Raw genomic sequence first — 16,189 nt, forward strand, 5'->3', positions numbered from 1 at the left:
TTTCCTTTTCAGTTAGTTGTCTGATATATAGCTAAATTAGCCTATAGCAGGCGTTTACGCTGACTCGAAGGAGCAATGCCTAAAGATTCACGGTATTTTGCTATGGTTCTTCTAGCTACCTGAATTCCTTGGTCAGCCAGTAAAGCAGCAATCTTGCTGTCGCTGAGCGGTTTAGCTGTGTTTTCAGCCGCCACCAGTTTCTTAATGAGAGCGCGAATTGCTGTTGATGAACACTCACCACCATTGTCAGTACTGACATGGCTAGAGAAGAAGTATTTCAGTTCGAAGATACCTCGTGGTGTGTGCATGAACTTCTGTGTCGTAACACGAGAGATTGTCGATTCATGCATGTCGACTGCAAGTGCAACGTCATTTAACACCATAGGTTTCATGGCTTCTTCACCATGTTCGAAGAAATCGTGCTGATGTTCAACAATGCATCGCGCAACTTTGAGTAGCGTCTCATTTCGGCTCTCTAGGCTCTTAATTAGCCATTTTGCCTCTTGCAAGTTTGAGCGAATGTATTGGTTGTCAGCACTGTTGCCTTTACTGCCTAGGTCTGCGTACTGCTGGTTCACTTTCAGCTTTGGTACGCTATCTGGGTTAATAGTCACTAACCACTTACCTAGGTCTTTAAACACCGACACATCAGGCACCACATACTCGGTTTCATCCGGTGTGATTTTGCTGCCTGGGCGTGGGTCTAACTGCTGAATAAGCTGCAGAACTTCACGTAGCTCTGCCTCTTTCAGTTTAGTTTCTTTGATGATCAGCTTGTAATCACGGTTACCAAGTTGGTCAATATGGCTAGTAAGTACTAACTTAGCCTCTTTCAGCCATGGGGTATCTTCAGGGAAAGTCGCCAGCTGCAGCAGCAAGCAATCTTGCAGGTTAAGAGAACCCACACCAAGCGGATCGAACTGTTGAATGCGTTTACGAACGGCTTCAATTTCGTCGAGTTCAATCTCTTCGTTGTCGAAGCTCTCAAGGATGTCTTCACTTGAAACGGTCAGGTAGCCGTAGTCATCAATAGCATCAATCAGAGCTAATGCAATAGTACGGTCAGTCTCTGAGAATGGCGTTAGGTCTAATTGCCACAGTAGGTAATCTTGTAGGCTTTGAGTGGTTTCACCTTGGTAGACCGGCATGTCGTCATCAAGCGCAATGCCTGTGTTACCCGTGTTGGCACTGTAGACGTCTTCCCAAGTGGTATCGATTTCTAAGTCGTTGCCAATCTCAGATTTTTCAATCAGATCTGAGCTGTCAGGTAAGTCTGGTTCAGCGGTTGCTTCTGCTGTTTCTTTCTCGTCACGGCTAGGTTTTTCTTCAGAGTTTGCAGGGGTGTCATCGTTGCCCTCTTCTACGTCCAGAAGTGGGTTTGATTCTAAAGCCTCTTGAATCTCTTGTTGCAAATCCAACGTAGACAACTGCAACAAACGGATCGCTTGCTGTAGCTGCGGGGTCATTGCTAATTGCTGGCCTAGCTTAAGTTGTAATGAGGGTTTCATTCAGTAGTACTTACCTAGTTATTATTCTTAGAATTCTCGATACGCTCTATATAATCATAGACGGAATTGTTCGCCTAGATAAACTTGTTTCACCTGTTCGTTATTGAGAACATCCTCCGGTGAACCTTCCGCAATCAAGTGTCCTTGGCTCACGATATAAGCCTTTTCACACACGTCCAAAGTCTCGCGAACGTTGTGGTCTGTGATCAGAACGCCTAGGCCGCGATCGCGCAGATGTTCAATGATTTTCTTGATATCGATAACCGAGATCGGGTCGACACCCGCGAACGGTTCATCGAGCAGGATAAACTGAGGGTTAGCTGCTAGGGCACGTGCAATCTCAACACGACGTCGCTCACCACCGGACAGTGCCATACCGTTACTGGTGCGGATGTGCTGGATATGGAACTCTTCAAGCAGGTCTTCAAGCTTATCTTGGCGCTCTTCTGGTGTTAGCTCTTTACGTGTCTGCAGTACCGACATGATGTTGTCTTCAACAGAAAGCTTACGGAATATTGATGCCTCTTGAGGCAGGTAGCCGATACCTAAACGCGAGCGGCTGTGCATCGGGAGAATACTGATGTCGTTATCATCAATGCTGATGGTGCCTTCATCACGCGCAACTAAGCCAACAATCATGTAGAAAGAGGTGGTTTTGCCCGCGCCGTTTGGACCGAGTAAGCCAACAATCTGACCTGACTCAACCTGCAGGCTCACGTCTGTTACAACCTTACGCTTGCTGTAGGTCTTCGCCAAGTTTTGCGCTTTTAAGACTGCCATAGTTATTTGTTCACTTGTGCTGGTTGAAGAACGGTTGAAACGCGCTCGTTTTTATCGCTGTCTGCAACCAGTTTTTGTGAGGAGATCTGATAGGTGATCTTTGAACCACGGATCAGGTTGCCGTCTTGCGATAATTGCGCTTCTTTGGTCATGATCAGCTTATCTGTGCTTAGCTGGTAGTTCAGTTCAAACGCTTGTCCATTTAGCGTCTTACCATCATCTGTAAGCTGTGAGAAAAGCGCAGGTTTACCAAAACCTTGGATCGCCTCAATCTCACCATTCGCAGCATTGCGCGTCACAATGATCTTGTCAGCGTTGATATTGATGCTGCCTTGCTTAAGTTTTACATCGCCCGCAAACGTGACCTTGTTGCTTTTCATATCAAGCTGTTGGCTATCCGAATCAATATACACGGGTTGCTCTGTGTCCGATGACAGAGCAAGAGCGTTCGGCGCGGCAAACGCAAAAGCAAGTAAACTAAGGTGTAAGAGTTTCATATCTACCTTGAACAGTGTCAAAGAGGGTCGCAGTGTTGCTATCGAAGTTGCCCTTCATAGCTTGTCCCTCAGTTTCAAATAATGGGCCGATCAGATGTACTGTGCTTTCTGAGTGAAAGTCTCGGCTAGTGAGCTCAACAACCAACTTATCCATAGTCATGTTGTCGAAGCTGGCTTCTGGTAATAGGTTTTTCACTATTACATTATCATAAAGTGTCAGGGTTTGGTCATCGTCGAGTACCGCACGTCTTGCGGTCATCTGCCATTCAATCGTGTGTCCATCGCGAAATACCGAGAGCACTGGGTTTTCAAAGATGGTATCGCCACTTTTTGAGTAGTGCTCAAGGTGGCTTGATTCAATCTGGTAGCTACGAATACCGGCTTGGTCGTAGCTGATATTATCTAGATTTTTTCCACTGAACACAGGCAACTCCAGGTTAGGAGCAACCTGGATAGCGGTGTTCTGCTCTTTGTCATACAGGTAATATGCAGACCAAGAAGCAATAAAGAACAAAATTAAATAGATAATACGAGTTAAACTCATATGCTTAGACCTTTGTGCACGTCTAGCTCATCCCTTGCTTGTAAAATAAGGTCGCAGACTTCTCGTACTGCGCCATGGCCGCCTTTAATGTTGGTCACGTAGTTGGCACGTTGAACCAATAGTGGGTGCCCATCCGCGACACACACTTTCAGTGCGACTTTTTCCATAACTGGCCAATCTATTAGGTCATCACCGATGTAGCCGGTGTGCTCTGGGGCAATATTCAGTTTATCGCAGATATCTTGGTAAGCTTTAACCTTGTCATCTTGACCTTGGTAAATCAGCTTAATACCGAGAGCCGTCATACGATTTTCAACGATTTGAGACTGACGCCCTGTGATAATAGCGATTTCAATCCCTGCATTCATGAGAGATTTTACACCGTAGCCGTCGCGAGTATGGAAGGTTTTAAGTTCTTCACCTTGGTTGCCCATGTAAACTAGGCCATCCGAAAATACGCCATCTACATCACAGATTAGCAGTTTTATCTCTTTCGCGATCTGAAATACGTCAGCATCTACAGAACCATAAAGTGTAGAAACAGTTTGAGTCATTACATTACTCCCGCTTTCAGTAGGTCATGCATGTTGAGTGCACCGACTAGTTGACCGTTTTGGCACAGCATTAGGCCGTTGATGCTCTTCTCTTGCATTAAATTCAAACCCTCGACAGCCAGCATATTTGGATCGGCAACGGTCGGGTTTTGCGTCATTACATCACCAATCTGGGTGGTGTGAATATCGACGCGTTTATCGAGAATTCGACGTAAGTCTCCGTCAGTGAAGATACCCAGCATCTGGCCTTGATTATCGACGACCGCAGTCATGCCTAGGCCTTTTTGAGAGATTTCAAGTAATGCGTCACGCACCAGCGCATCTGGGGATACCATAGGTAGCGCATCACCGGTATGCATAATATCTTCAAGCTTCAATAGCAGCTGGCGACCGAGTGCTCCACCTGGATGAGACAGCGCAAAATCTTCGGCAGTAAAGCCACGAGCTTGCAGTAGTGCAACAGCCAGAGCATCACCCATTACAAGTGTAGCGGTTGTACTGCTGGTTGGCGCAAGACCTAGTGGGCAAGCTTCTTCTGGGACAGTGATTTGAAGATGGATGTCAGACAACGTAGCCATATTCGACTTTGGTTTGCCTGTCATACTGATGATTTTGATGTTCAGTCGCTTCAATACAGGGAAAAGGCTAAGGATCTCATCAGACTCCCCTGAATTTGAGATAGCAAGCACGATATCACCGGCTTCAACCATACCTAGGTCACCGTGAGCGGCCTCACCTGGGTGAACAAAAAACGCCGAAGTACCTGTGCTTGCTAAGGTCGCAGCAATCTTATTGCCGATGTGACCCGATTTACCCATCCCCATTACAACCACTTTACCTTTGTTGTTTAGGATGAGATCACAAGCGCGACAGAAGTCGTCATTAAAGTACTGATCAAGCTGATTGAGGCCCGCGACCTCAATCTCTAATACTTGTTTGGCAACACTACGGTAATCGAATGACTGAGACATCAGATACTCCAGTAATCGTTTAAAAAAGGAAGGCTTGGTTTGTGATTAAGCTGACATGTTCATCAGCAGGTAGCCTTGATACACCAAGAAGCAGACCACAAGTGCACCGCCTTCAATGCGGTTGACGCTGCGTGATTTGCCTAGTGCCATTACCACTAACAGTAGCGACACGCCTAGCATGACCCAGAAGTCACGGCCCATTGCGAATTCGCTAAGAATAGAAGGGTTTAGGATACCTGGGATACCCATTACCGCTAGGATGTTGAAAACATTTGAACCAATGATATTACCCACAGCCATATCATCTTCACCTTTCATTACACCAGCAAGAGAAGCAGCCAGTTCAGGTAGACTTGTGCCTACAGCAATAATTGTGAGACCAATGACAAGGTCGCTCATGCCGAAGTATTTAGCGATAACAACCGCGTTGTTCACCAGCATATCTGCTGAGATTGGGAGAACAATCAGGCCCACAACCACCCACATAGCGGCTTTTACGTTACTCACACCTTCAGGAATCTCAGACTCTTGCTCTTCGATAAAGGCATCACCTTTACTCTTTTCACGACGGCTGATTTGCAGCATTGCAAATAGGAATGCGCCGAACAGCACAAACAGTAATACGCCTTCGTAGAAGCCAAGGTAGCTGTCCCAAAGCAGGGCACCAGCCAGTAGTGTGACACCGATCATCAGCGGCAGTTCACGACGGATAACCGCAGAGCTAATAGAAAGCGGCTTAATTAATGCTGTAATACCTAAGATAAGCGCAATGTTGGCGATGTTCGAGCCAAGCACGTTACCTACGGCTGTATCTGTTTTGCCATCAAGAGCTGCAGTCGCAGAAACCATCATTTCAGGCGCTGAAGAGCCCATTGCAAGAATCGTCATACCGATAACTAGGGGAGAGATTCCGAAGTTGCGAGCCAATGCTGCGGCACCATAAACCAGTTTATCTGCACTCCACACCAAAAAACCTAGGCCGATAATAAGAAACGCAATCGCTTCAAGCATGATGATTCCTAAAAATTAATAAAAATGGACAATTAACCGCTAATTTTGACGTGTTGCTAGATAAAAGGGAAGTCACGGATTCAATTAATTCAGACTAAGTTGTAAAGAAAGTGCCTTTGTAGGGAGATTTCTTAATACTTTCAAATCCCTGCTCTATGTTTTGATTTGCTACAATTAATCGAACAGTGCTTTTAATTATGAAGCAGACTACTTATCATGAGCGCAATTATTGGCGTTTTTTAGAGCAAGGAAATAACAAAAGCATGCCAAACAATGAGCTTGTGAAAGTTAAGAACCTCAGCTTCTCACGTGGGGAGCGAGTGATCTTCGATAATATCGATCTCGAAGTTCCTCAAGGAAAGGTCACGGCCATCATGGGACCGTCGGGGATCGGTAAAACCACCTTGCTGCGCCTGATTGGCGGTCAGCTTCCTCCAGACCAAGGTGAAATCTGGTTTGATGGCGACAACATTCCGAGTTTGTCGCGCCGTAAACTCTATCAAGCTCGTAAAAAGATGAGCATGTTGTTCCAGTCCGGGGCACTTTTCACTGATCTCAATGTCTTCGATAACGTCGCTTTTCCACTGCGTGAGCACACGGAGCTGGATGAGTCATTAATTCGTACCATTGTATTGCTTAAACTAGAGGCGGTTGGCTTACGTGGAGCTGCACAGCTAATGCCAAGTGAGTTATCGGGTGGTATGGCAAGGCGAGCGGCATTGGCGCGTGCGATTGCTCTCGACCCAGACCTCATCATGTACGATGAGCCGTTTGTCGGGCAGGACCCAATCACTATGGGTGTTCTGGTTGAACTGATCCGTAACCTCAACCAAGCGCTAGGGCTTACGTCGATTGTCGTGTCGCACGATGTCCCAGAGGTGATGAGTATTGCTGATTGGGTCTACCTGTTGGCTGATGGCAAAATTATTGCCAAAGGAACACCACAAGAGCTGCGCCAGAACAACGATCCAAGAGTGCAGCAATTCTTGAATGGTGACGCGGACGGTCCTGTGCCTTTCCGATTCCCGGCTCAGAGTTTAGAAAAGGATCTCTTTTAGTATGTTTGTAAATTATATCGCTGGGGTAGGCCGCAGAACATTAGCGATGTGCGAAGCATTTGGTCGTGCAAGCTTGATGTTATGGGGCGCTTTCTTTGGCATTCCACGCCTCAAAAACTTCCCACTATTGGTGAAGCAGCTCTATAGCGTGGGCGTACAGTCACTTGCGATTATCGTGGTTTCAGGGCTCTTTATCGGTATGGTACTCAGCCTACAAGGCTATGTGGTACTGATTGATTACGGAGCAGAAGGCAACCTTGGCCAAATGGTCGCATTGTCGTTGCTGCGTGAATTAGGGCCAGTGGTAACGGCGCTGCTGTTTGCAGGTCGAGCAGGCTCAGCACTGACGGCAGAAATCGGATTAATGAAGGCCACAGAGCAGATCTCCAGCCTTGAGATGATGGCGGTGGATCCTCTGAAACGCGTGATCGCGCCACGACTGTGGGCGGGCCTTATCTCTATGCCGCTATTGGCGATGATCTTTATGGCTGTTGGCATATGGGGCGGTCAACTAGTCGGTGTTGATTGGAAAGGCATCGACCATGGCAGCTTCTGGTCGGCGATGCAGTCATCGGTTGAACTTGGTCGAGATATCGGCAACAGCATGATCAAGTGTATGGTATTTGCGATTACCGTAACTTGGATTGCTCTCTTTAATGGCTATGACGCAATACCAACCTCGGAAGGTATTAGCCGTGCGACCACTCGTACCGTGGTTCACTCTTCTCTAGCAGTATTAGGGCTAGATTTTGTTCTTACAGCATTGATGTTCGGGAATTAATCATGCAACAAACTCGAAAATTAGAATTATGGGTCGGTAGCTTTGTTATCGCGGGAATTTGCGCAATCTTAATCATGATCTTTCAAGTCGCTGACGTGAAAGGGCTAGGTTCCAACCATACTTACACACTCAAAGCGACGTTCGATAATATCGGCAGCTTGAAGGTGCGCTCTCCAGTAAAGGTTGGCGGGGTTGTTGTCGGTCGTGTAAACAGCATTCAATTAGACTCTGAGAGTTATCTGCCTGTGGTGGAGCTTTCTATTGATGCGAAATATGACCAGTTCTCAGAAACATCCAGTGCACAGATTTTGACATCAGGTCTGATCGGCGAGCAATACATCAGTCTAGTACCGGGCTTTGTCTTTGAAGACGAAGAGATGCTGGTTGATGGCGATGTTATCGAAGACACTAAATCTGCATTAGTATTAGAAGATCTGATTGGCCAAGTGCTGTATAGCGTTGGCGGCTCTGATGAAACAACAACCGAGGAATAAGTTGATGTTAAAAAGAATGTTTATGATGGTCGTAGCCGTTGTCTTTGCGACCAATGTTATGGCTCAAGAGAGCATTGACCGCACTCAGCCATACCAAATGATGACGCAGGTGTCTGAGGTGGCGTTTGACCGATTAAAGTCGGAACAAGCAAATATTCAAAAAGACCCAGAGCTGTTGAAAGTGATTGTTGAAGAAGAGCTGATGCCATACGTGAATGCGCAGTACGCCGCTCTTAAATTGCTTGGGCCTAACCTAAAAGGCGCGAAGAAAGATGACGTGCGTGTGTTCATCGGAGCTTTCCGCGAATATTTGGTTTCTTCTTACGCTCAGGTATTAACTCAATACACAGATCAAACTATTCAGTTTGGCCCTGAACCAAAGATCAAACCGGAAAGTCGTATTACTAGCATCAAGGTCGACATCATTGATGCACCAAGACCGAACATCAAGCTTGAGTTCAAGCTACGTAAAGACAAGAAAACCGGTGAGTGGAAAGCCTTTGATATGGTTGCAGAGGGCATTAGCCTGCTTTCAAGCAAGCAGTCAGAGTGGAATACCAAGATTCGCCAGCAAGGCATCCTTTCGGTGGCGAAAGAGTTAGAGCAACTTGCGGCACAACCTATTCGTTTTGAGAGCTCAAAAAAATGAGTCAAACGCAATGGAGCGAAGTCAGCTCAGTGGAATTTCAGCTGAGTGGTGACCTAGACCGCGACACTGTGCCTGCAATATGGCGCACATTACAGGCGTGGAAAACGACAGAATCTCGCGTGCAAGTGAACCTCAACACCGTTGAGCGCATCGATTCATCAGGAATGGTGATGCTAATTCACTTAATAGAGCATGCAAAAAATCAAAACTGTCATATAATGCTCAGTTTCGTGCCAGAACAATTACGAACGTTGTTCCAATTGAGCAATATCCAGCCAATGATGGCAGAACACTTAAAAGATTAGGCAGGAGCTATTTGTGGACAGCACAAAAGTACAAGAATTATTAGCAGAGGCGCTTAACCTTCAAGAAATTATCGTGAAGGGTGAAGGCAGCCATTACGAAGTTGTTGCTGTGGATGCATGTTTTGATGGCATGAACCGCGTTAAGAAGCAGCAGCTGATCTACGGCCCACTAATGGAATACATTCAACGCAATGACATCCATGCTCTTTCTATTAAGGCATTTACGCCAGAAGAGTGGGAACGTGATAAGAAACTGATGTCACTTTAAGGTTTATGATGGAAAAGTTTCGAGTTATTGGATCGGATCAACCGTTAAACGGTGAAGTGACGATCTCTGGTGCAAAGAATGCTGCACTACCTATTTTGTTTGCTTCAATTCTGGCGGAAGAGCCTGTTGAGGTAAGTAATGTTCCGCACTTGCGCGATATTGATACCACTATGGAGCTGCTAAAGCGCCTAGGTGCAAAAGTGTCACGCAACGGTAGCGTACATGTTGATGGCAGCGAGATTAACGAATTTTGCGCGCCATACGATCTAGTAAAAACAATGCGTGCTTCGATCTGGGCTCTAGGTCCATTGGTGGCGCGTTTTGGTCAAGGCCAAGTATCACTGCCTGGTGGTTGTGCGATTGGTGCTCGTCCGGTGGATCTTCACATTCACGGTCTAGAGCAGCTAGGTGCAACAATCACTCTAGAAGACGGCTATGTAAAAGCGAATGTTGATGGTCGCCTAAAGGGCGCGCACATCGTAATGGACAAGGTGAGCGTAGGCGCAACCATCACCATTATGTGTGCGGCAACTCTGGCTGAAGGTACCACTGTACTGGATAACTCAGCGCGCGAGCCTGAGATTGTTGATACAGCGGAATTCCTAAACAAGCTAGGTGCGAAGATTTCTGGCGCAGGTACAGACACCATTACTATTGAGGGTGTTGAACGCCTTGGTGGTGGTAAGCACGCTGTTGTTGCTGACCGCATCGAGACAGGTACTTTCCTTGTTGCTGCTGCAGTATCAGGCGGTAAAGTGGTTTGTCGTAACACCAGTGCGCATCTACTTGAAGCGGCTCTTGCTAAGCTAGAAGAAGCCGGTGCAAAAGTGGAGACCGGTGAAGATTGGATCAGCCTTGATATGACTGACCGTGAACTGAAAGCGGTTAAGATCGTAACAGCACCACACCCTGGCTTCCCAACGGACATGCAAGCACAGTTCACTCTATTGAACATGATGGCGAAAGGCAGTGGCGTGATCACTGAAACGATTTTCGAAAACCGTTTCATGCACATCCCTGAGCTACAACGTATGGGCGCAAAAGCTGAGATTGAAGGTAACACGGCTATCTGTGGTGAGACTGAAAAACTGAGTGGTGCACAAGTGATGGCAACGGACCTACGTGCCTCAGCAAGCTTAGTTATCGCTGGCTGTATCGCACAAGGTGAAACCATTGTAGACCGCATTTATCACATCGATCGTGGTTACGATAAGATTGAAGATAAACTGTCGGCACTGGGCGCGAACATCACGCGTTTTCGTGAATCGAGCTAACCCTCGATACCACGAAGCATGACGAGATAATAAAAAAGAAAGTCGAAACTTTGGTTTCGGCTTTTTTATTGTATTTTGCCGCTTACGACTCTGTTACCATCATGCGTAATTAAAACAGACCTAGTTAAGCGGTTGTTGAGGAACAAAATGATAGCAATATTACGTATTTTCGCTGTAGCAATATTTGCGATTTTCATGTTTGTATTTGGTTGTGGTTACTGCTTGTTAAGCCCACGTAATCCAAAGCACGTATTTACTTTCGGTCGTTACTTTGGCCGCATGTCGAAGATTTTTGGCATTACTCTGGATCTGCGTATTCCAGAAGATGCATACTCTCGCGGTCAACACGTTTACATTGCCAACCACCAAAATAACTGGGACTTGTTCACGGTGTCTTCTGCGGTAACACCTAAAGTGGTTACTGTGGGTAAGAAGAGCCTAGCTTGGATGCCACTGTTTGGTCAGCTTTACTGGCTAACGGGTAATATCCTGATTGACCGTGCTAACCGCAGTAAAGCCGTTGGTACGATTGATCAAGTGGTTGATAACCTAAAGGGCAGTGATGTGTCGGTATGGATGTTCCCAGAGGGCACTCGCTCTCGTGGTCGTGGCCTATTGCCATTTAAGACCGGAGCATTCCACGCAGCGATTGGTGCTGGTTTACCGATTATCCCAATCGTATGTAGCTCGACAGGCGGAATCAAACTGAACCGTTGGAATAATGGTCACGTGATTGTAGAGATGCTACCACCAGTCAGTGTTGAAGGTTTTGATAAGTCGAACGTTCGTGAGCTAGCGAACGAGTGCCGCGAGCAGATGAAAACAAAACTTGCAGAGCTTGATGAAGAAGTGAAAACACTGAACAGCAAGTAAGCGTTTTTCAGATAATAAAAAGGTTGCCGTAGTGGCAACCTTTTTATTATCTGGTCGAGACTATTTGCGAACTGCGATAGCTTCGATTTCGATACCAACATCTTTAGGAAGACGCGCAACTTCAACACATGAACGTGCAGGGTAGTTTGCAACACCGTGCTCGTCGAAGAACTTGCCGTATACTTCGTTTACTGTACCGAAGTCATTTAGGTCTTTAACGAATACCGTTAGCTTAACGATGTCTTTTACTGTTAGGCCTGAAGCTTCAACCACAGCTTGCACGTTTTCTAGAGATTGACGTGCTTGCTCTGCGATATCAGAAGACACTTCACCAGTAGCTGGGTTCACTGGGATCTGACCTGAAGTCAGTACCATGTTGCCTAGGTCAACGCCTTGTACATATGGGCCGATTGCTGCTGGAGCTGATTCTGTGTGAAGTACTTTAGTCATTATAGGTTCCATCATTTTATTAGATAAAAATCGAAATTCAGTGTGCCTTCAAAGCGGCATTAGGTAAAGAATAAAATACCCCGCACAGGCGAGGTATTTCATAGTTTTCACATTCTTTACGTGCTACACGGATGTACTATCTCTCAGTCACGATCTCGCGTGAGAATACCTTTTCACAATATTTGCACTTCAAGCGAATGTCGTCGTTCTTTTCAAAGATTTTGAAGCTGCTTTCTACCGGTTCATTATGCGTAATACAGTTGGTATTCGGGCACTCAAACACATCGTTGATCTGTTCAGGTAGTTCTAGCGCCAGCTTCTTAACCACTTCGTATTCTTCAATCTGGTTCACGGTTGCATGCGGTGCATACAGTGCCAGTTTGTTCGCCTGCTCTTCTGTCACGAACACATTCTCAATCTTCAGTAGGTCTTTACCCCCTAATGCAGAAGAAGGAAGGTTTAGACCGATAGTCACACGCTGGTGAGAGTTATGTAGGTCAAACAGCTTTAATACCTTGATACCCACGTTCGCTGGGATATGGTCGATTACCGTGCCGTTTTTGATCGCTTCAACTTTTAACTGAGTTCCTTTGGACATGATATCTCTCCTATTACAGCGTTTCGTTAAGAACAAGGGCTAGCAGTGCTTCACGTGCATACACACCGTTTTCAGCTTGCTGGAAATAGTAAGCGTGCGGTGTTTTGTCTACGTCGATGGTGATCTCATCAACACGTGGCAGTGGGTGAAGAACCTTAAGGTTCTCTCTTGCACCTTCAAGTAGCGCCGCCGTTAGGATGTATGCTGATTTGATGTGAGCATATTCTGATTCGTCAAAACGCTCTTTCTGAACACGTGTCATATACAGTACATCGAGTTCAGGAATCACGGCTTCCATATCGGTTAGAAGTTGATATTCAATACCCGCTTCGTCTAGCTCTTCACAGATGTAATCTGGCATCGCAAGCGCTTCTGGTGCAACGAAGTAGAAGCGGATGTTATTGAACTTAGCCAGAGCTTGAGTCAGTGAGTGAACCGTACGGCCATATTTCAAATCACCAACAAACGCGACGTTCAAGTTATCTAGGCGGCCTTGAGTTTCGGCAATAGAGAACAGATCAAGCAGGGTTTGTGTTGGGTGTTGGTTAGCACCGTCACCTGCGTTGATTACTGGAACACCGTTAGAGAACTCAGAAGCCAGTCGTGCCGCGCCTTCTTGAGGGTGACGCATTACGTAAGCATCAACGTATGAAGAGATAACCTGCACGGAGTCTGCTAGCGTTTCGCCCTTTTTCGCCAGAGACGTGTTACCACCGCTGTCGAAACCAATCACATCACCACCGATTCGCTGGATAGCGGTTTCAAAAGAGAGACGAGTACGCGTTGAAGGCTCAAAGAAACAGCTCGCAACAACCTTGTTTTTAATCAGCTCAGGGTTAGGTTCCGCCTTTAACTGACCAGCTGTTTGAACAATCAATTCTAGCTCTTCACGAGAAAGCTCTGGAATTGAGATGATGTGCTTTTGATAGAGCGAGTTCGCCATGATCTTCTTCCCCACAATAATGTAATGACCATAAAAAAGCCCCCCATAATGGGAGGCTTTAAAAAGAGGTTTCTGAGCAGAATAGACGACCTTGTAAGCCAGCCAGCTTACGCGCAATATTCAACGATGTAATCATATTGATAGGTGTCATTTTCACTACTCTCAGACAAATTGCCGAGAATTATACGCTTTCAATTTGTGAGCGCAAGCGATTACATCAACCTTTTATTGTTATGGGATTATTGGCTTATCCGAGCGTTGCTACCATGACCGCTTTGATGGTGTGCATGCGGTTCTCTGCCTCATCAAAGACAATCGAATAGTCAGACTCAAATACTTCATCGGTGACTTCCAATCCATTCATTCCATATTTATCAGCAACTTGCTGACCAATTACCGTTTCGTTGTTGTGGAACGCAGGCAAGCAGTGCATGAACTTCACTTGTGGGTTGCCTGTCAGCTTAATCACATCCATGTTCACTTGATAAGGTTTCATTACCGCAACACGCTCGTCCCAAGCTTCTGCGGATTCACCCATTGAGACCCACACATCGGTGTATAGGTAGTCACAGCCTTTCACGCCTTCAGCAACGTCTTCTGTTAGCGTGATTTTAGCGCCGGTACTTTGTGCGATGGTTTGGCACTCTTCAACCAAATGTTCTTCAGGCCAAAAGGCTTTAGGGGCTACTAGGCGAATATCCATCCCCATCTTTGCAGCGCCGACTAACAGAGAGTTACCCATGTTGTTTCGTGCATCGCCTAGATAAGCAAAACTGATCTGATGCAGCTGCTTGCCGCGACTGTGCTCAAGCATTGTCAGGAAATCGGCCAGAATCTGAGTTGGGTGAAACTCATCGGTTAAACCATTCCAAACGGGAACGCCAGCGTAAGCGCCCAAGTCTTCGACGATACTCTGACCGAAGCCACGGTACTCAATGCCATCGTACATGCGACCTAATACACGTGCCGTATCTTTCATTGACTCTTTTTGACCAATCTGAGACCCAGAAGGCCCGATATAAGAGACTTGTGCTCCTTGATCAAAGGCAGCGACCTCGAAGGCACATCGAGTTCGAGTAGAGGCTTTTTCAAAGATCAGGGCAATGTTTTTGCCGCTCAGTTTCTTCTGTTCAGTACCTGCATACTTAGCTTTCTTAAGATCGGCCGACAAATCCAACAAGAATTGGATCTCTTTTGGAGTAAAGTCGAGCAATTTTAGAAAGTTACGATTGCGAAGATTAAAAGCCATATCTCGCTCCTTGAGCAAATAGAATCAATGAAGGCTTTAGTTAAACATAAAAATGCTATATTTGTGAATATTTATTTTATCAATTTCATAAAAAAGGCCAGCATGTATTGGCTGGCCTGAATAAAAGAAGAGAGAGTATTGAAATTAGATACCGTCACGCTCAATTGGGCAGCTCATACAGCGAGCGCCACCGCGTCCGCGTCCTAGCTCATTGCCTGGAATAGTCAGAACTTCGATACCCGCTTTGTCGTACTTCTCATTGGTATAAACGTTACGTTCATAACCAATCACAGTACCCGGTTTTACGGTCAATACGTTATTAGCGTCATTCCACTGTTCACGTTCAGCTTCGTAGTTGTCACCACCTGTGGTGATGATCTTCAACTGATCTAAGCCCAGTGCGCCCTCGATTGCTGACAAGTAGTTATCCGCTTTCTCAACACGCATCTCACCATTCTCTTTTGGTGTTAAGCGCCATGTATCAAGATCTTTGCGTACGATCTCCGGGTACACAGAGAAAGTATCAATATCCATGTGTGTCATCACCGTATCTAAGTGCATGCATGAACGGTGCTTAGGTAGATCGATCGCGATCACTTCTTTGGCTTGGCCTGATTTGAACAGGCTCGCCGCAAGGTTTTCTACACCTTGTGGCTTGGTACGTTCTGAGATGCCGATAAGAACTGCGCCTTTACCAATGACTAATACGTCACCACCTTCAATGTTGGCGTTGTCGTAGTGAAGGTCTTCGTCACCAAAGTACTTAATGAAATCTTGGCCGGCGAACACTGGATGCCAACGGTAGATAGCACGCAGATGGTTGGTTTCACGCTGACGTGCTGGTTTCATCATTGGATTAAGTGACACACCGCCGTATACCCAACAAGAGGTGTCACGGGTAAACAGGTGGTTAGGCAGCGGTTCAATCACAAAGTCGAGTGGACGATGCATCTTCGGCAACATCGACGACGAGGCAATTGGTAGCTCTGAATACGCTAAACCACCAAGCAAAATAGTCGCGAGGTGTTCGTTGTCCATTTGCGATAGGTATTGTCTAAGATCTCGCGCAAAGGTCGGGCCGTAGCGGAAATCAGAAATCTGGGTATTGAGCAGCCACTCACGCGCCTCAGAAACATCCAATGTTTCGACCAATAGATCATGCAGCAGCAACACCTCAACGCCTTGGTTACGCAGTGTTGATGCAAAGGCATCGTGTTCTTCACCCGCTGCTTCTACGGCTAACACATCATCAAAAAGAAGTTCGTGACAGTTTGAAGGGGTGAGGTGGGTGAGTGCTCTTTCTGGTCGATTTAATAGAACTCGTCTTAATTGACCGACTTCAGAGCCAACGTACAGCTTACTCATTTTGCATCCTTACTTTT

The 16,189-nt window shown here is 46.3% G+C and carries 20 protein-coding genes; 8 read left to right on the forward strand and 12 right to left on the reverse strand.

What is annotated here, in order from left to right; genetic code table 11:
* Positions 1 to 41: 41 nt before the first annotated feature.
* Genes KI655_RS19015 through KI655_RS19045 form a run of 7 tightly spaced genes read right to left on the reverse strand, consistent with a single transcriptional unit; the run spans position 42 to position 5,865 of the window.
* Positions 42 to 1,508, reverse strand: a complete 1,467-nt coding sequence (locus KI655_RS19015; protein WP_285407918.1) for an RNA polymerase factor sigma-54 — start codon at positions 1,506 to 1,508, stop codon at positions 42 to 44.
* A gap of 54 nt (positions 1,509 to 1,562) precedes the next feature.
* Positions 1,563 to 2,288 (reverse strand): LPS export ABC transporter ATP-binding protein, encoded by a 726-nt coding sequence (gene lptB, locus KI655_RS19020; protein WP_032553270.1) that lies wholly within the window; start codon positions 2,286 to 2,288, stop codon positions 1,563 to 1,565.
* Positions 2,289 to 2,290: 2 nt separating this feature from the next.
* Entirely contained in the window at positions 2,291 to 2,785 is a 495-nt protein-coding gene (gene lptA, locus KI655_RS19025; protein ID WP_285407919.1) for a lipopolysaccharide transport periplasmic protein LptA, read from the reverse strand.
* On the reverse strand, positions 2,766 to 3,329 hold the full coding sequence (lptC, locus tag KI655_RS19030) for an LPS export ABC transporter periplasmic protein LptC (protein WP_285407921.1): 564 nt from the start codon (positions 3,327 to 3,329) through the stop codon (positions 2,766 to 2,768). The genes lptA and lptC overlap by 20 nt, the downstream gene beginning before the upstream one ends.
* On the reverse strand, positions 3,326 to 3,883 hold the full coding sequence (kdsC, locus tag KI655_RS19035) for a 3-deoxy-manno-octulosonate-8-phosphatase KdsC (protein WP_150869337.1): 558 nt from the start codon (positions 3,881 to 3,883) through the stop codon (positions 3,326 to 3,328). Before kdsC ends, lptC begins: the two co-directional genes overlap by 4 nt.
* On the reverse strand, positions 3,883 to 4,854 hold the full coding sequence (gene kdsD, locus KI655_RS19040; protein WP_285407924.1) for an arabinose-5-phosphate isomerase KdsD: 972 nt from the start codon (positions 4,852 to 4,854) through the stop codon (positions 3,883 to 3,885). The genes kdsC and kdsD overlap by 1 nt, the downstream gene beginning before the upstream one ends.
* A 45-nt stretch (positions 4,855 to 4,899) precedes the next feature.
* Positions 4,900 to 5,865 carry a calcium/sodium antiporter gene (locus tag KI655_RS19045; RefSeq protein WP_285407926.1) on the reverse strand — a complete coding sequence of 322 codons (966 nt, stop codon included), beginning with the start codon at positions 5,863 to 5,865 and terminating at the stop codon, positions 4,900 to 4,902.
* A gap of 263 nt (positions 5,866 to 6,128) precedes the next feature.
* On the opposite strand from KI655_RS19045, the gene mlaF reads away from it, so the two are divergent.
* The 8 genes from mlaF (at position 6,129) to KI655_RS19085 (ending at position 11,567) form a co-directional block, all read left to right on the forward strand.
* On the forward strand, positions 6,129 to 6,923 hold the full coding sequence (gene mlaF / locus KI655_RS19050) for a phospholipid ABC transporter ATP-binding protein MlaF (protein ID WP_285407927.1): 795 nt from the start codon (positions 6,129 to 6,131) through the stop codon (positions 6,921 to 6,923).
* A gap of 1 nt (position 6,924) precedes the next feature.
* Positions 6,925 to 7,704: a lipid asymmetry maintenance ABC transporter permease subunit MlaE gene (gene mlaE, locus KI655_RS19055; protein WP_032553263.1), complete on the forward strand. Its 780-nt coding sequence runs from the start codon at positions 6,925 to 6,927 to the stop codon at positions 7,702 to 7,704.
* 2 nt (positions 7,705 to 7,706) lie between these two features.
* On the forward strand, positions 7,707 to 8,198 hold the full coding sequence (gene mlaD, locus KI655_RS19060; protein WP_285407928.1) for an outer membrane lipid asymmetry maintenance protein MlaD: 492 nt from the start codon (positions 7,707 to 7,709) through the stop codon (positions 8,196 to 8,198).
* 16 nt (positions 8,199 to 8,214) lie between these two features.
* Positions 8,215 to 8,847 (forward strand): ABC transporter substrate-binding protein, encoded by a 633-nt coding sequence (locus KI655_RS19065; RefSeq protein ID WP_373417302.1) that lies wholly within the window; start codon positions 8,215 to 8,217, stop codon positions 8,845 to 8,847.
* Complete coding sequence (locus KI655_RS19070) at positions 8,844 to 9,152, forward strand: lipid asymmetry maintenance protein MlaB (protein ID WP_285407930.1); 309 nt, start codon at positions 8,844 to 8,846, stop codon at positions 9,150 to 9,152. Before KI655_RS19065 ends, KI655_RS19070 begins: the two co-directional genes overlap by 4 nt.
* Before the next feature lie 13 nt (positions 9,153 to 9,165).
* The gene (gene ibaG / locus KI655_RS19075) at positions 9,166 to 9,420 is read left to right on the forward strand and encodes a BolA family iron metabolism protein IbaG (RefSeq protein ID WP_261838179.1); all 255 of its coding nucleotides are present in this window, start codon (positions 9,166 to 9,168) and stop codon (positions 9,418 to 9,420) included.
* A gap of 8 nt (positions 9,421 to 9,428) precedes the next feature.
* Complete coding sequence (gene murA, locus KI655_RS19080; RefSeq protein WP_285407932.1) at positions 9,429 to 10,694, forward strand: UDP-N-acetylglucosamine 1-carboxyvinyltransferase; 1,266 nt, start codon at positions 9,429 to 9,431, stop codon at positions 10,692 to 10,694.
* A gap of 147 nt (positions 10,695 to 10,841) precedes the next feature.
* The gene (locus KI655_RS19085) at positions 10,842 to 11,567 is read left to right on the forward strand and encodes a 1-acylglycerol-3-phosphate O-acyltransferase (RefSeq protein ID WP_285407934.1); all 726 of its coding nucleotides are present in this window, start codon (positions 10,842 to 10,844) and stop codon (positions 11,565 to 11,567) included.
* 60 nt (positions 11,568 to 11,627) lie between these two features.
* Here the strand turns inward: KI655_RS19085 and KI655_RS19090 are convergent, their stop codons facing one another.
* The 5 genes from KI655_RS19090 to arcA form a co-directional block, all read right to left on the reverse strand.
* Positions 11,628 to 12,017, reverse strand: coding sequence for a RidA family protein (locus tag KI655_RS19090; protein WP_239841798.1), 390 nt, complete (start codon positions 12,015 to 12,017; stop codon positions 11,628 to 11,630).
* A gap of 136 nt (positions 12,018 to 12,153) precedes the next feature.
* Positions 12,154 to 12,615, reverse strand: a complete 462-nt coding sequence (gene pyrI, locus KI655_RS19095) for an aspartate carbamoyltransferase regulatory subunit (protein ID WP_285407936.1) — start codon at positions 12,613 to 12,615, stop codon at positions 12,154 to 12,156.
* A gap of 13 nt (positions 12,616 to 12,628) precedes the next feature.
* Positions 12,629 to 13,558: an aspartate carbamoyltransferase gene (gene pyrB, locus KI655_RS19100; RefSeq protein WP_285407937.1), complete on the reverse strand. Its 930-nt coding sequence runs from the start codon at positions 13,556 to 13,558 to the stop codon at positions 12,629 to 12,631.
* Between the two features lie 247 nt (positions 13,559 to 13,805).
* Positions 13,806 to 14,807: an ornithine carbamoyltransferase gene (locus tag KI655_RS19105; protein WP_285407938.1), complete on the reverse strand. Its 1,002-nt coding sequence runs from the start codon at positions 14,805 to 14,807 to the stop codon at positions 13,806 to 13,808.
* Positions 14,808 to 14,951: 144 nt separating this feature from the next.
* Positions 14,952 to 16,172, reverse strand: coding sequence for an arginine deiminase (gene arcA / locus KI655_RS19110; RefSeq protein ID WP_285407939.1), 1,221 nt, complete (start codon positions 16,170 to 16,172; stop codon positions 14,952 to 14,954).
* Positions 16,173 to 16,189: the final 17 nt, after the last annotated feature.

This window comes from Vibrio sp. D404a (assembly GCF_030248535.1).
Taxonomy (GTDB): Bacteria; Pseudomonadota; Gammaproteobacteria; order Enterobacterales; family Vibrionaceae; genus Vibrio.